Annotated in this window: 14 protein-coding genes; 9 read left to right on the plus strand and 5 right to left on the minus strand. The window is 69.5% G+C overall.

All coding sequences use genetic code 11. The features are described from left to right. Positions 1-23 precede the first annotated feature (23 nt). Positions 24-437, minus strand: a complete 414-nt coding sequence (locus tag EJO71_RS11930; protein ID WP_125948921.1) for a GFA family protein — start codon at positions 435-437, stop codon at positions 24-26. Then, complete coding sequence (locus EJO71_RS11935) at positions 434-1,147, minus strand: YebC/PmpR family DNA-binding transcriptional regulator (protein WP_125948922.1); 714 nt, start codon at positions 1,145-1,147, stop codon at positions 434-436. Before EJO71_RS11935 ends, EJO71_RS11930 begins: the two co-directional genes overlap by 4 nt. A 105-nt stretch (positions 1,148-1,252) precedes the next feature. Between EJO71_RS11935 and EJO71_RS11940 the strand changes: the two genes are divergently transcribed. Further along, complete coding sequence (locus tag EJO71_RS11940) at positions 1,253-2,956, plus strand: M14 family zinc carboxypeptidase (protein WP_125948923.1); 1,704 nt, start codon at positions 1,253-1,255, stop codon at positions 2,954-2,956. Positions 2,957-2,963: 7 nt separating this feature from the next. Here the strand turns inward: EJO71_RS11940 and EJO71_RS11945 are convergent, their stop codons facing one another. Continuing rightward, positions 2,964-3,881, minus strand: coding sequence for a LysR family transcriptional regulator (locus EJO71_RS11945; RefSeq protein ID WP_125948924.1), 918 nt, complete (start codon positions 3,879-3,881; stop codon positions 2,964-2,966). Positions 3,882-3,986: 105 nt separating this feature from the next. On the opposite strand from EJO71_RS11945, the gene EJO71_RS11950 reads away from it, so the two are divergent. The 7 genes from EJO71_RS11950 (at position 3,987) to EJO71_RS11980 (ending at position 11,936) form a co-directional block, all read left to right on the plus strand. Continuing rightward, positions 3,987-5,399, plus strand: a complete 1,413-nt coding sequence (locus EJO71_RS11950) for an aspartate aminotransferase family protein (protein ID WP_125948925.1) — start codon at positions 3,987-3,989, stop codon at positions 5,397-5,399. 11 nt (positions 5,400-5,410) lie between these two features. Continuing rightward, on the plus strand, positions 5,411-7,726 hold the full coding sequence (locus EJO71_RS11955; protein ID WP_240651368.1) for a LamG domain-containing protein: 2,316 nt from the start codon (positions 5,411-5,413) through the stop codon (positions 7,724-7,726). Then, positions 7,723-9,018, plus strand: a complete 1,296-nt coding sequence (locus tag EJO71_RS11960) for an MFS transporter (RefSeq protein WP_125948927.1) — start codon at positions 7,723-7,725, stop codon at positions 9,016-9,018. Before EJO71_RS11955 ends, EJO71_RS11960 begins: the two co-directional genes overlap by 4 nt. Before the next feature lie 75 nt (positions 9,019-9,093). Next, entirely contained in the window at positions 9,094-9,930 is an 837-nt protein-coding gene (locus EJO71_RS11965; protein ID WP_240651369.1) for an isocitrate lyase/phosphoenolpyruvate mutase family protein, read from the plus strand. Positions 9,931-9,972: 42 nt separating this feature from the next. Then, positions 9,973-10,722 carry an ABC transporter ATP-binding protein gene (locus EJO71_RS11970; RefSeq protein WP_125948929.1) on the plus strand — a complete coding sequence of 250 codons (750 nt, stop codon included), beginning with the start codon at positions 9,973-9,975 and terminating at the stop codon, positions 10,720-10,722. Beyond that, positions 10,715-11,308, plus strand: coding sequence for an energy-coupling factor transporter transmembrane protein EcfT (locus tag EJO71_RS11975; protein ID WP_125948930.1), 594 nt, complete (start codon positions 10,715-10,717; stop codon positions 11,306-11,308). The genes EJO71_RS11970 and EJO71_RS11975 overlap by 8 nt, the downstream gene beginning before the upstream one ends. 34 nt (positions 11,309-11,342) lie before the next feature. Further along, positions 11,343-11,936 carry a biotin transporter BioY gene (locus tag EJO71_RS11980; protein WP_125948931.1) on the plus strand — a complete coding sequence of 198 codons (594 nt, stop codon included), beginning with the start codon at positions 11,343-11,345 and terminating at the stop codon, positions 11,934-11,936. A gap of 9 nt (positions 11,937-11,945) precedes the next feature. Here EJO71_RS11980 and EJO71_RS11985 read toward each other — a convergent pair whose 3' ends face one another. Further along, positions 11,946-12,425: a DUF6314 family protein gene (locus EJO71_RS11985; protein ID WP_125948932.1), complete on the minus strand. Its 480-nt coding sequence runs from the start codon at positions 12,423-12,425 to the stop codon at positions 11,946-11,948. Between the two features lie 188 nt (positions 12,426-12,613). Here EJO71_RS11985 and EJO71_RS11990 point away from each other — a divergent pair, with 188 nt between their 5' ends. After that, positions 12,614-12,982: a helicase SNF2 gene (locus tag EJO71_RS11990; protein ID WP_125948933.1), complete on the plus strand. Its 369-nt coding sequence runs from the start codon at positions 12,614-12,616 to the stop codon at positions 12,980-12,982. Between the two features lie 53 nt (positions 12,983-13,035). Here EJO71_RS11990 and EJO71_RS11995 read toward each other — a convergent pair whose 3' ends face one another. Continuing rightward, a complete protein-coding gene (locus EJO71_RS11995) occupies positions 13,036-13,728 on the minus strand; it encodes a hypothetical protein (RefSeq protein ID WP_240651370.1) in 693 nt (230 codons plus the stop codon). Positions 13,729-13,874: the final 146 nt, after the last annotated feature.

The raw sequence follows: 13,874 nt of genomic DNA on the forward strand, positions 1-13,874 counted from the left end.
CGCGGCGCCTGCCCGAAGGCTCCTCAGGCTTTCGGCGTCGGCCCCGCGTGCGCCTCGTGCTGCGGCAGGTCATCCGTGATCGTGAACCACGGCGCCTTCGAGCCCACGAAGATGTGCGCGGTCGGGCGGATGGACGGCGCATCGACCAGCGTGCCCATCGCGACGTGCACGAATTGCCCGTCGCGCACCACCGAGCACAGCAGCGAGCCGCATTTCGCGCAATGCAGGTCGCCCGCATCGGGCTTGCCGTGGATCATCAACGCGTCTTCACCAAGCGTGATGGCGAACTTGCCGCGCTCGATGCCCGCGAAAGGCTTGAAGGCCGAGCCCGTCGCGCGCCGGCAGTCCGGGCAGTGGCAGTTCAGCGAGTAGGCGAACTCATCCGCCACCTCGTAGTGAACGGCACCGCACAGGCACCTGCCGGCAAGGATGCTCAACCCGCCAGCCCCACGAACACGTTCTGCACGTCGTCGTTCGCGTCGATGGCCGCCAGGAAGGTCTCGACTTCTTCCAGGTCTTCAGCGCTCAGGCTCGCCGGATCGACCGGGTTCTTCGGCTTGTAGCCCAGCTTGGCCGACAGCACCGTGAAGCCCTGCGCCGGAAGGGCGCGGCTCACGAGATCGAGGTCGGTGGGGTCGGTGAGGAAGACCGCGGGGTGGTCTTCGCCGGCAGGCTCGAAGTCTTGCGCGCCGGCCTCGATGGCGGCCACTTCGGGATCGGCGTCGGGCTTCGCGGGTTCGGCCTCGATCATGCCGACGTGGTCGAAGTCCCACGACACCGAGCCAGAGGTGCCGAGCTGACCCTTGCGGAACAGCACGCGCATTTCAGGCGCGGTGCGGTTCACGTTGTCGGTCAGGCATTCGACCATCACCGGCACGCGGTGCGGTGCGAAGCCTTCGTAGATCACGTGCTCGTAGTTGACCGCCTCGCCCGTGAGGCCCGCGCCTTTCTTGATGGCGCGGTCGAGCGTGTCCTTGGGCATCGAGACCTTGCGGGCCTGCTCCACCACCAGCCGCAGGCGTGCGTTGGAGGCAGGATCGGCGCCGTTGCGCGCGGCCACCACGATTTCCTTGACCAGCTTGCCGAACAGCCGGCCCTTGGCATTGGCCGCGATGTCCTTGTGTTTGGCTTTCCATTGGGCGCCCATGTCCGTGTCCTTGAATGAATATGTATTGCTTGCGGCCTTGTCTGGCTCTTTTGAAGAAAGAAGGGCTGGATGACCGAGAGGGGCGACTACTGTAGCCTTCTTCCCATGACCGCTCCACAAGACGCCCTGTACCCCACGCCGTTCGAATCGGGCAACGGCAACCAGACCACCACCTGGGCCGAATGCATCGCCTTCTACGAGCGGCTGGCCAGGGAGTTTCCCGGCGTGCTGCGCTGGGGCGAGATCGGAAGGTCGGACACCGGCGTTCCCATTCACGCCGGCGTGGTCACCGCCGACGGCGTGTTCGACCGCGAGACGCTCAAGCAGCAGCAGCGCCCGGTGTTCTTCAACAACAACGGCATCCACCCCGGCGAGCCCGAGGGCATCGACACCTGCATGGCGCTGGTGCGCGACTTCTGCACCCAGCCGGAACGGCTCGCGGCGCTGGGCAGCACGGTGTTCCTCTTCATTCCGGTCTACAACGTGGACGGCTGCATCAACCGGCAGGACAGGTCCCGCGTGAACCAGCTCGGGCCCGAATCGTTCGGCTTCCGCGGCAACGGCCGGCACCTGGACCTGAACCGCGACTTCATCAAGTGCGACAGCCTCGCGGCGCAGGTCTTCAACCGCTTCTTCACCGCGTGGGACCCGGACGTGATGGTCGACACCCACACCTCCAACGGCGCCGACTACAGCTACACCATGACGCTGATCCCGACCCAGCCCGACAAGCTGGGCGGCGGGCTTGGCGCCTTCCTGCGCGAAAGCATGCTGCCCGCGATCTACGGCGGCATGGAGCGCCGCGGCTGGCCCACCTGCCCGTACATGAACCTGCTGGCCGAGACGCCCGGCGACGGCATCGAGGACTTTCTCGACACTCCGCGCTTTTCCACCGGCTATGCGGCGCTGCACCACACCATCGGCTTCATGCCCGAGACCCACATGCTCAAGCCCTTCGCCGACCGCGTGGCTTCGATGCGGGCGCTGGTCGAGACGGTGCTGGACTTCAGCATCGCGAATGCGGCGCGCATCCAGGAACTGCGGCGCGAAGCGAAGGCCGCGGCCGCGCGGCAGGCGCGCTGGCCGCTGGCATGGCGCAACGACCGCAGCCGGCCGGCGAGCCTGCGCTTCAAGGGCTATCGCGCGGTCCGCAAGCCCAGCCTGCTGGGCAGCTACGAGCGCCTGGCCTACGACCGCAGCCAGCCGTGGGAGAAGGACATCGTCCATTTCGACCGCTGCATCGAGGAGGCGACGGTCGCGGCGCCCAGGGCTTACCTCGTGCCGCAGGCGTGGCGAGAGGCGATCGAGCGGCTGGAGTGGAACGGCGTGGAGCTGAGCCGGCTCGACGAAGACAGGCTCTTCGACGCGGCGCGCGTGTACCGCATCCGCAGCGTGACTTCCCGCGCGAACGCCTACGAAGGCCACATGTTCCACGACGAGGTGGAGCTCGCCGAAGGCATCGAGCCGTTCCAGGCGAGGGCGGGCGACGTGCTGGTGTCGCTGGACCAGCCCAATGCCCGCTACGCGGTCGAGACGCTGGAGCCGCAGGCCCATGACAGCTTCTTCCGCTGGGGCTTCTTCAACAGCGTGCTGGAGAAGAAGGAGAACTTCTCGCCCTATGTCTTCGAGGACACCGCGCTGCGCATGCTGGAAGAAGAGCCCGAGCTGAGACGCCTGTTCGAGCAATGGAAGGCCGGGAACCCGGAGAAGCTGGGCGACCAGAAGGCGGTGCTGGGCTTCATCTTCGCGCACGGCAGGCGCCACGCGGAGCCCGAGTGGCGCTGCTACCCGGTGGTCGCGCTGATGTAGTCGCGGCTCACCCCGCCGGCCTGAACCCCGGCAGCGCATGCATGCGCTGCCGCAGGGCCTCCACGAAAGCCGTGACCCGCGCCGGCCGGTACAGCCCCGGCGGCAGCGCGACGTGCACGCCGATCGGCTCCAGCCACCAGTTCGGCAGCACGCGCTTCAGGCGGCCGGCCTGCATGTCCTCGTGGCACATCCATGGCGCGGCCGCGCCGATGCCTGCGCCGTTGAGGATCGCGCGGTAGCTCGCGAGCAGGCTGTCGGTGCGGATGGGCGTGTCGAGCGGCACGATGCGCGAGCGGCCCGCGCGGTTGATGAGCCGCACGTTGCCCGTCACGTACGGGATCAGGCCCACGCACGGCAACTGAGGCAGCCGGGCCAGCGTGACGGGGCCGGTGCGCTTCAGCAGTTCGGGCGTGGCGATCAGCACGCGCTCCATGCGGCCCACCGTGCGGCAGACGAGGCCGGGGTCGCGCACCTCGCCCACGCACACCCAGCACTCTGCGCCGGAGGCCGCGAGGTCGACCACGCGGTCGGTCAGCGTGAGCTCCACGCGCAGCTGCGGATGCGCGGCGCGCAGGTCAGTCACCGCGTCGGTGAGGAAGCCGGTGCCATAGCCGGATGGGCCGATCACGCGCAGCGTGCCCTCGGGCCGGCTCTGTCCGCCCTGCAGCCGCTGCGACAGGCCCGACCAGCGGTCGGTGAGGTCGTGCGCCTCGGCCAGAAGCGAGCGGCCTTCGTCGGTGAGCGAGAAGTTCGCGGTGTTGCGAATGGCCAGCTTGCAGCCCAGCAGTCGTTCCAGCTCCAGCAGGCGGCGGCTCACGGTGGGCTGCGTGGTGTCGAGCAGGCGCGCCGCCTTGCTGAGCGATCCGCTCTCGCCGATGCGGATGAATGTCTGCAGCAGGTCGAGCCGGTCGTGGGTGTTCTTCATGCGCCAGACGTATAGCACTTCATCGGACCATACGTCTACCCACGGCAGCGGGTGCTGCCTATCGTCTGGGCCGTTCAAGACAAGCGAATGAATGGATATTTCCCGATGAGCGCCTCGATCGAAGACACCCCACGCACCGTGGGCGACACGCCCAAGGGCGGTTCCGTGCTCGGCTTCTACGCCGCCAGGGGCACGCCACGGCCACCGCGCATCGCGCACGGCGAGGGCATCTACCTGTGGGACACGGGCTGCCGCCGCTTCCTCGACGCGACGGCCGGCGCGGTGGTCGCCAACATCGGCCACGGCAATCCGCGCGTGCTGGCGGCGATGCAGGAGCAGGCAGCGCGCGTGACCTTCGCCTACCCGCGCTTCTTCGAGAGCGAGCACAGCATCGAGCTGGCCGACCGCGTCTGCGCGCTGGCGGGCGATGGCTTCGACCGCGCCTTCTTCGTCTCGGGCGGCTCGGAGGCCAACGAGTCGGCGATCAAGCTGGCGCGGCAGTACGCGGTGGTCACGGGCCAGCCGCGCCGCGCCAAGGTCATCTCGCGCAACCCCAGCTACCACGGCTCCACGCTCGGCGCGCTGGCGGTGACGGGCGACGCGCACACGCAGTCGATCTACGGGCCGATGGTGCGCGAGATGCCGAAAGTGAGCGCGCCGCTGTCGTACCGCGTGCCCGAGGGCCACACCGCCCTGAGCCATGCGATGGCCTGCGCCGACGAGCTCGAGGCCGCCATCGTGCGCGAAGGGCCCGACACGGTGTTGGCTTTCATCATGGAGCCCATCGGCGGGCTGTCGACCGGCGCGGCGGTCTCGCCCGCCGCCTACTTCGAGCGCGTGCGCCAGATCTGCGACCGCCACGGCGTGCTGCTGATCTACGACGAGATCATGAGCGGCGCGGGCCGCACCGGGGCTTTTCTCGCGGCGCACCATTGGGCCGGCGCGCGGCCAGACCTCGTCACGCTGGCCAAGGGGCTGGCCGCGGGGTACACGCCGCTGGGCGCGCTGCTGGCGCCCGACCGCATCGTCGACGCGATCGCGGGCAGCGGCGGCTTCGTGCATGGCCACACCTACTTCACCAACCCGCTGTCGTGCGCGGTGGCGAACGCGGTGCTCGGCGAAGTCATCCGGCAGGACCTGGTGAACCGCGCGCGCGACATGGGCGAGCTGCTGATGGCGCGCCTGCGCGAGGTGGCGGAGCGCTCGCCCATCGTGGGCGACGTGCGCGGCAAGGGGCTCTTCACCGCCATCGAGATCGTGGCCGACAAGGCGACGAAGCGGCAGCTGCCGGCGAGCTTCAATGCGCCGGCGCGACTCACCGAGCACGGGCTGAAGCACGGCATCGCGCTGTACAACCGGCGTGCCAACCTGGGCGCCTTCGGTGATTTCCAGATGATCACGCCGCCGCTGACCATCACGCCCGCCGAGATCGACGAACTGGCGGACCTGCTCGAACGCTCGCTGCGCGACCTGGCCGATGAGATCGCGGCCAAGGGCTTCGCCAGCCCGGCGCGATGAAGGCCATGCCGATGCCGCCCCATCGCAGCCTGCACGTTCCCGGCGTGCACGGCTACACCGACCGCAAGAGCGTGGCCGCCGGCGAGGTGGTGCGCTTCCACATCAGCAGCGACGTGCCCTATGCGCTCTCGGTGTGCCGGCTCGGCCCCGACACCGAGGGCCGTTCGGCAGACACGGTGCTGCATGCCTTCGAGCCATCGCCTGCGCGCGTGCATCCGATCCACCCCGGCTCCTATGTGCGCGTCGAGCGCGGGCTCGACCAGCCGCTGCGTGCGCTCACGCTGGAGTGCTGGGTGCAGGTGTGGAGCGTGGGCACGCGCCAGAGCGTGATCGGGCAGTTCGACCTGCCCGCCGTCTGCGGCTACGGGCTCTTCGTCGACGAGGCAGGTCGCGCGGTGTTCTACCTGGGCGATGGCGGTGCCTTCCGCCCGGAAGGCGAGCTTGCGGGCGGCGCGCTGAAGCCGAAGCGCTGGCATCACATCGTCGCCACCTGGGACGGCAGCGAGACGGTGCTGTGGGTCGATGGCGAGGCGGTCGCGCGTGGTCGATGGACCGGCTCCCTGCATCCGGGGCGCGCACCGCTGCGCCTGGGCGCCAGCGGCATCGATGGCTTTGCGGACGCATTTCTCGAGGGCGACGTCGTCATGCCGGCGATCTATTCGCACGCGCTGCAGGCCGACGAGGTGCGCGCCCGTTTCGCGGACCGCGGCTTGCACACGCCGCGCGGCCGCACCGTGCTCGCCTGCTGGCCGCTGCGCGAGGAGCGCGGCGATGTGGTGGCCGATGCCAGCGGCCACCAGCGCACCGGCCGCATCGTCAACCATGGCACCTGGATGATCGTCGGACCGGCCTTCGAGCCGGCGCGCGTGAACGAGTTTTCCGACGACGGCTACGACCCGCTGGCCGATCCGACGCGCGGCCACGGCCTGCGGCTGGCCAGCGACGACCTCTACGACTGCCGCTGGCCAGAGGGCCACACCTTCCGCGTTCCGGCGAACGCGAAGTCTGGCGTGTACGTGGGCCGAGTGCACTTCCTGCTCGACGGCCGGCCCGTCGAGCACGACATCACCTTCATCGTGCGCCGTGCCGCGCACCAGGCGCCCGCGCCGGTGCTGGTGCTGTGCGCCACCAACAGCTGGCTGGCCTACGCGGCAACGCCCTTCGCGAAGAACGCCGCGAGCGACCCGGTGTGGCCGCGCCGCTCGGCGGGCCTGGAGAACAGCCACCCCGAGGCGCCGGCCTTCTGCAGCTACACCTACCACCGCGGCGGCCAGCCCACCTACCAGGTCGGCCTGCGCATGCCCTGGCCCAACGCCAGCCCCAACGCGCTGTACGACCCGGCCGACGCCGGCTTCAGCCAGTGGACCCGGCTGGAGCGCCGGCTGCATGTGTGGCTCGACCGGGCCGGCTACGACTACGACGTGGTCAGCGACCTCGACCTGCACCGCGACCCGGGCCTGCTGAAGGCCTACAGGACGGTGGTCATCAACGGCCACAGCGAGTACTGGTCGCTGCCGGCCTGCGACGGGCTCGACGACTACCTGTCGGGCGGCGGCACCGCCATCGTGCTGTCGGGCAACACCATGTACCTGCGCGTGAGCTACGACGAAGACTGCACGGTGATGGAGCAGCGCAAGGTGCTCGGCCCGAACGACGAAGACAGCGAGGAAGCCGCCAAGGTGCGCCCGCCCGCCGGCCCCTACGGCGAGCAGTACCACTCGCAGGACTGGGCGCGCGGCGGCCAGTTCAGGCAGGCCGGGCGCTCCTGCGCCGAGCTCATCGGGCTGGAGTCGGCGGGCTGGGCCTTTGCCGACGGCAGCGACTTCGGCGTGTACCACGCCACGCAGCCCGGGCACTTCCTGTTCACGCGGCCGCACGCGCTGGGCCTGGCCGAGGGCGCGACCTTCGGGCATGCGCCGGGCGGCGGCCTGCCGCGCGCCATCGGGCACGAGTGGGACCTGAGCGTGGCGACGCTGCGCCGCATGACGCACGTGTTGCCCGCGGGCGAGAGCCTGCCCGAGCCGCAGCGCGGCATCCAGGTGATCGCGCAGGGTCGCCGGCACCGGCCAGGGCGCCTCGATGCGTACCTCGACTACTTCTCGAACGTGACCGAATCGCTCGACGGGCTCTCGGCCGAGATGATCTATTGGGAGCGCCCGCAGGGCGGCCGCGTGTTCAACGCCGGTGCCGTCGGTGCGAGCTGGGTGCTCGGCGTCGATCCATGTTTCGAAGGGGTGCTGCGCAACGTACTGCATCACTTCGGCGTCCGCCCCGAGACGGGCGCGGACCTTGCAGTTCAACCATCCCTGGAGCACGAAGCACCATGAGCACACTCGCCCCACGCGCCGCCGAGCTTTCCGAACCCGCCGGGCCAGCCACCCGGCAGAGCACGCTGCGGGTCATTACCGCCATCTCCATCGGCAACGCGCTGGAGTGGTTCGAGATCGTGATCTACGGCTTTCTCGCCGTGACCATCTCCAAGCTGTTCTTCCCCGCCGAGAACGACACTGTGTCGCTGCTCATCACGCTGGGCACCTTCGGCGTGACCTTCGTGATGCGCCCGGTCGGCTCGCTGGTGCTGGGCGCGTATGCCGATGCGCGCGGACGCAAGAACGCACTGACGCTGTCGATGGCGATCATGCTGTGCGGCACGCTGCTGATCGCGGTGTCGCCGACCTTCGCGCAGATCGGGCTGTGGGCGCCTGGGCTCGTGATCCTCGCGCGGCTGCTGCAGGGCTTCGCGGCGGGCGGCGAGTTCGGCAGCGCCACTGCGCTGCTGGCCGAGCAGGACCCGCGCCGGCGCGGCTTCTTCTCGAGCTGGCAGTTCGCGAGCCAGGGCATCACCACCTTCCTGGCGGCGGGCTTCGGCATGGGGCTCAACGCGCTGCTCACGCCCGAGCAGCTGCTGTCGTGGGGCTGGCGCATTCCGTTCTTCTTCGGGCTGCTGATCGGGCCGGCCGGCCTGTACATCCGCCGTCACCTCGACGAAGGCGTGGAGTTCAAGCGCGCGGCGCAGGAGGCCACGCCGGTGCGCACCACGCTGGTGGATCAGCGCGGGCGCACGCTGGCGGCGATGGGGCTCATCATCCTCGCGACCATCGTCGCGTACACGGGGCTCTTCATGCCCACCTTCGCGGTGCGCCAGCTGGGCCTGCCGCCGTCGATGGCCTTCGCCGGCACCTTCTGGTTCGGCGTGCTGCAGTTCGCGCTGGTGCCGCTGTTCGGCAGCATGTCGGACCGCGTGGGGCGTATCCCGGTGATGCGCGCTGCGGCGCTGGTCATGCTGGTGATGATCGTGCCGCTTTTTTACCTGCTGGTGAACCATCCCTCGGTGCCGGCGCTGATGCTGGCGCTCACGGCCATGGGCGTGGTGGCCTCGGCCTACTGGGGGCCGATCTCGGCGGCGATGTCGGAGCTGTTCCCCGCGGCCACGCGCGGCACCGGGCTGTCGGTGAGCTACAGCTTCGGCGTGGCGATCTTCGGCGGCTTCGCGCCCTTCATCAGCGCCTGGCTCATCACGGCCACGGGCAGCAAGATCGCGCCGGCGTTCTACGTGGGCTTCGGCGTGCTGGTGAGCCTGGCGGCGCTGCGGGCTGCGCGGCGGTACGGCGTGAAATAGCAGTTTTTTCCAAGTCGCGGAGGTGCGCCGCGCCTAGGCTGTGGCCAATCCTCAACTGCCTCGGAACGAATGGCCATGCGATCCAGCGACGCGCAACAGAAGACTGACATCTTTCATCGGCTGCATGCCGGCCCTGAACCGCTGGTTCTGGTGAATGCGTGGGACGCCGCCAGCGCCCGGATCGTCGAGCGCGCCGGGGCCACGGCCATCGGTACCACCAGCGCGGGCATGGCCTGGTCGCTCGGCTACGCGGATGGCGAGCGCCTGCCCGTCGGCGAACTGCTTGCGGCCTGCGCGCGCATCAGCCGCGTGGCGGGCGTGCCGGTGAGCGTCGACGTCGAAAGCGGCTACGGCGACAGCACGCAGGCGGTGTGCGATGTGGCGGGGGCGTTGATCGACATGGGCGTAGCCGGCATCAACATCGAGGACGGCACGCGGCCGGGCACGCGCGAGCTGGCGCCGCCCGAGGTGCAGTGCGAGCGCATCGCCGCCATCCGGAAGCTCGATGCGCGCTTCTTCATCAACGCGCGTACCGATGTGTACTTCGTGCCCTGGGACGACCCGGCGGCCCGCTTCGAGGAGGCGCTGCGCCGCGCGAAGCTCTACGCGGCGGCGGGTGCGGACGGCATCTTCGTGCCGGGCATGTCCAGCCCCGAAGAGATCGGGCGACTGTCCGGCGTGCTGGGCCTGCCTTTGAACGTGTACGCGGGCTATGCCGGCGCTCCTCCGGCCGAAAGCCTTGTGCGGGCCGGCGCGAGGCGCATCAGCCTGGGCTGCGGCCCGCTGCAGTCGGCGCTGGGGCTCGTGGCCCGCATCGCCACCGAAGCCTTCGAGCACGGCCGCTTCGGCACGATGGGCGAGGGCATGCTGTCGGTCGGCGAACTCAATGGGCTCTTTCCGGCCACGCCCTGAGCCCCATGCCGCGGGAGCGGCTTCGGGTACAGTGGGCGCCCCTTGCCGCAGCCGACCCCGTCCGAAACAGCTTCCCCGCACAGCATCCGCCTGGAGGCGGTGACGCTGGTGCGCGGCAGCCAGCATGTCTTCGAGGGGCTGACGCTCGGCCTGCAGGAGATGCGCATCGGCCTGATCGGCGACAACGGCGCCGGCAAGAGCAGCCTGTTCCGCCTCATCAGTGGGCTCGACCAGCCGCAGGAAGGGCGCGTGGTCGTGCATGGCTGCGACACGCAGGCCGACCGCAGGCAGCTGTCGAGGCACGTGGGGCTGATGTTCCAGAACCCCGACGACCAGATCATCTTCCCGACCGTGGCCGAGGAGCTGGCCTTCAGCCTCACCGCGCGCGGCGAAACGCGACAGGCGGCACGGCAGCAGGCGCGCGATTTTCTTGCGCAGCGCGGGCTTGAAGCCTGGGCCGGGCGCGCGGTGAGCGAGCTGAGCCAGGGCCAGCGCCAGCAGGTATGCCTGCTGGCCCTGCAGATCAGCGAGCCCGCCACGCTGCTGCTCGACGAGCCATTCGCCAGCCTCGACCTCCTGAGCCAGGCCCGGCTGGCCGCGCAACTGGAGGCGAGCGATCACCAGATCCTCGTGTCCACGCATTTGCTCGAACACGTCTACGACTTCGAGCGCGTGCTGTGGCTCGAACGGGGCAAGGTGCGCGGCGATGGACCGGGCCGCGAGGTGTGCGAGGCCTATGCCGAGAACGTGCGGGAGCGCGCCGAGGCGGAACGGGCGCGCCGTCATGCGTAGCCTTTATTCGGAGCAGCCGACGTGGATGCATGCGATCGCGGCATGGATCAAGCTCGCGGTGTTGTCGGTGTGCGGCACGCTGCTGGTGCTGGTCGAGCGGCCTGTGCATCTGGCCATCGCCTGCGCGGCGGTGATGCTGATCTTCGTCTCGCTCGGGGCGCCTGCGTGGCGCCGCGTGCGCATGCTGGTTGGCGTGGCCGTTGCCGGTGGGCTGATCGTCGGCTTCCATTGGGCGATGGGCACGACACCGCTCGGCGTGGCCAGTGCGCTGCGCCTCGCCAGCGCAGCCACGCTCGCGCTGATGCTCACGCTGACCACCCGCTTCGAAGACCTGCTGGCGGTGCTCGAGGCGGTGCTGCATCCGCTGCAGCGCTTCGGCGTCCCGACCGAGCGGATCGCGCTGGGCCTTGGCCTGATGCTGCGCTTCGCCGAAAATTTCTATGTGCAGTGGCAGCGCCTCGACGATGCCTACCGCGCGCGCTCCGGCCACGGTGGCGGCCTGCGGCTGCTGGCGCCGCTGACCATCCGCACGCTGCAGACGGCGGAGCGCGTGGCGGACGCGCTGGCCGCGCGGCTCGGGCGCTGATCCTTCTTTCCGTCTTTTCTCGATTGCGACTGCCATGACCACCACTTCAGGCTCCCTCACTTCCTCCCGTTCGCTCTCGTACATCGCGCTGTTCGCGGCGCTGATGGCGGTGTTCGGCCTGATCCCGAAGATCGACCTGCCGTTCGGCGTGCCGATCACGCTGCAGTCGCTGGGCGTGATGCTCGCGGGCTGCCTGCTGGGGCCGCGCCGCGGCTTCCTGGCCATCGCGCTGTTCCTGCTCGCGGTGGCGCTGGGCCTGCCGCTGCTGCCGGGCGGCCGTGGCGGCTTGAGCGTGTTCGTGGCACCGGCCGGGGGCTTCCTGTTCGGCTGGATGTTCGGTGCCTTCGCCTGCGGCTTGCTGATGCGCCTCGCTGTGCGCCGCATGGGCGAGGCCACGGGCACGGGGCTGCTGGTGGCGGCCTTCCTGTCGTCGGTGGTGGGCGGGATCGGCGTGGTCTACGCCTTCGGCATCGTCGGGCTCTCGCTGATCGCGCACATGTCGCTGTCGCAGGCCGCGCTGGCCATGCTGGTATTCATTCCCGGCGACCTCATCAAGTGCGGCATCTGCGCGATGCTGGTGCAGACCGTGATGCGCGGCATGCCCGGTTGGCGGCTCGACCGCGACTGAGCTTTCCGGCTACCCGGCGCGCCGGCTGAAGACGGTGGCCGAGAGGTAGTCCTTGCGCGGGCCGTGCACCGTGTGGCGGATCGTGAATGACCCGTCGGGCAGGAAGCGGTAGCTGCTGTCGTAGGTGTCGGGCGTGCACAGGTGCGTGGCCGAGCCGGCGAGCGCGTCGCCATCGCGAACGATGGCGATGGCGTGGAACAGGCGCGGCGGCGTCTCGGCGAAATGCACCAGGAAGCCGCCGGGCGCACGCTCGAAGAGGTATTCGCGGTGCCCGTCGAATTCCTTGCCGTCGGTCAGGCGGATCCGGCCCTCCTCGCGGTACTTGAGCATTCCGGTTTCCAGCGGCGTGAACGTGGCGACGCCGCTCATGCTGGCCTGGCCCTCGATGTTCCGCTGCAGGGTCCATTCGCCCGCCAGCCTGTCGAACACGGCGTCGGGGCTGCCCCAAGGGGCCAAGGGGGGTGAAGGGGCAGGGGCCGGTTCGCTCATGCGGGGGACTCTACGGCAGGCGGTGATCTGCTTTCTTGGCGGTTGATTGTTTCCATGGTGTGAACACCGCGGTTCCATTGTCTAAGGGTTTTTACTTAGATAACGGCGCACAATTCTTCCCATGGACCAGCCCTTCAGCTGATCCAGACCAAGAAACAAGAACCGAACCAATTGAAGGACACATCCAAATGACCGCCTCGAAGCTCCTCTCCGCCGTTTCCCTCGCCCTGCTGGCCGTTGCCGGCGGTGCCCACGCCGAAACCTATGAAGGCGTGCACCAGCTGACCTCGGCCGCCAGCCGCGCCGACGTCGCCGGCCAGGCCGTGGTTGCCGCCCATAGCGCCAACCCCTACGCCACCGGTGCCAATGCCGGCCCGGCCAAGGTGATCGTCTCGACCGCCAGCCGCTCCGCCGTTCGCGCCGAAGCCGTGGCCGCCGCCCGCAGCGGTGACCCGTATGCCGAAGGTGCTTCCTCGGGCGTGGCCCCCATCGTGGCCAGCTCGGTGGACCGCGCCGCAGCCCGCGCTGCCGCTCATGGCGACGCACTGCCGCTGTAATTCCCTGCGGGGTTGAAAGAAAGCCGGGCCATGGCCCGGCTTTTTTGCCGGCATCAGCGCGGGGGCAGCAGCCGCAGCGCGGCGACGAGCAGGGGCTCGCCGCTGCCGCCGGCCGCTTCGCGCAGCTCGACGGACCATTGCGCGGTTTGATCACCGCGCCCGGATTGCGCGCGAAGTTCGCAGGCATAGACGACTCTTCCGGCACGCGCATCCTCGCGCGACGCGATCGTTTCATCGCAGCACTCCCCGGCCAGCGAGCGCGTACCGTCAGCCGCATCGAGGACGCAGCGCCGCACCAGCCGCACTGCGATGCGCTCAGGCGCCACGGTGCGTTCGCTTTCTTGCGCAGCCGGCACCGTCGCGTGCAGGCGCAGCTCGAAGGGCTCGCCGATGCGAAAGCCTTCCCCGCGCTCCAGCGACATGTTCTCCAGCGCGACCCGCACCCGGCGGCGTTCGCGCAGCCTCGTGACGACGGCCAGCACCGACAGCACCGAGAAGACGCCGAAGAAAGGCACCCCCACCAGCATCCAGAGCCATTGCCAGCCGCCGGCCAGCGACCAGCGCATTGCCTGGAAGCCGAAGACCGCCATGAACACCAGCACCGCCAGCGCGACCAGCCAGGCGATGCGGTCGGCGGCCGACCTCGACACCCGTTCCGTGGCCTGCGGCATGGCCGAAGTCCACGAGGTGGGCAGGCGTTCGCCGGCCGACGAAGGGGCGATGTCTGGATGGTGTCGATGCGGCATGAAGAGCCGCCGAGCATAGCCAGCAGCCCGGCGGCCCCGGGTGGTGCAGCCCCGGCCAAGTGGCAGAGCCGGCTTCGCCATAAGGCGCATTGCCTTGCCATTGCGCATCCTTCATGATGGTGCGGTACGGAAGGGATGCCGCTGGA

Origin of the sequence: Variovorax sp. 679, from assembly GCF_003952185.1 — a bacterium.
Taxonomy (GTDB): Bacteria; Pseudomonadota; Gammaproteobacteria; order Burkholderiales; family Burkholderiaceae_C; genus Variovorax.

Bases quoted from the DNA above. Each gene is read 5' to 3' on its own strand.
- EJO71_RS11945 (WP_125948924.1), bottom strand. From the start codon at position 3,881: ATGAAGAACACCCACGACCGGCTCGACCTGCTGCAGACATTCATCCGC.
- EJO71_RS11985 (WP_125948932.1), bottom strand. From the start codon at position 12,425: ATGAGCGAACCGGCCCCTGCCCCTTCACCCCCCTTGGCCCCTTGGGGC.
- EJO71_RS11960 (WP_125948927.1), top strand. From the start codon at position 7,723: ATGAGCACACTCGCCCCACGCGCCGCCGAGCTTTCCGAACCCGCCGGG.
- EJO71_RS11935 (WP_125948922.1), bottom strand. From the start codon at position 1,147: ATGGGCGCCCAATGGAAAGCCAAACACAAGGACATCGCGGCCAATGCC.
- EJO71_RS11965 (WP_240651369.1), top strand. From the start codon at position 9,094: ATGCGATCCAGCGACGCGCAACAGAAGACTGACATCTTTCATCGGCTG.
- EJO71_RS11955 (WP_240651368.1), top strand. From the start codon at position 5,411: ATGCCGCCCCATCGCAGCCTGCACGTTCCCGGCGTGCACGGCTACACC.
- EJO71_RS11940 (WP_125948923.1), top strand. From the start codon at position 1,253: ATGACCGCTCCACAAGACGCCCTGTACCCCACGCCGTTCGAATCGGGC.
- EJO71_RS11995 (WP_240651370.1), bottom strand. From the start codon at position 13,728: ATGCCGCATCGACACCATCCAGACATCGCCCCTTCGTCGGCCGGCGAA.
- EJO71_RS11950 (WP_125948925.1), top strand. From the start codon at position 3,987: ATGAGCGCCTCGATCGAAGACACCCCACGCACCGTGGGCGACACGCCC.
- EJO71_RS11990 (WP_125948933.1), top strand. From the start codon at position 12,614: ATGACCGCCTCGAAGCTCCTCTCCGCCGTTTCCCTCGCCCTGCTGGCC.
- EJO71_RS11975 (WP_125948930.1), top strand. From the start codon at position 10,715: ATGCGTAGCCTTTATTCGGAGCAGCCGACGTGGATGCATGCGATCGCG.
- EJO71_RS11980 (WP_125948931.1), top strand. From the start codon at position 11,343: ATGACCACCACTTCAGGCTCCCTCACTTCCTCCCGTTCGCTCTCGTAC.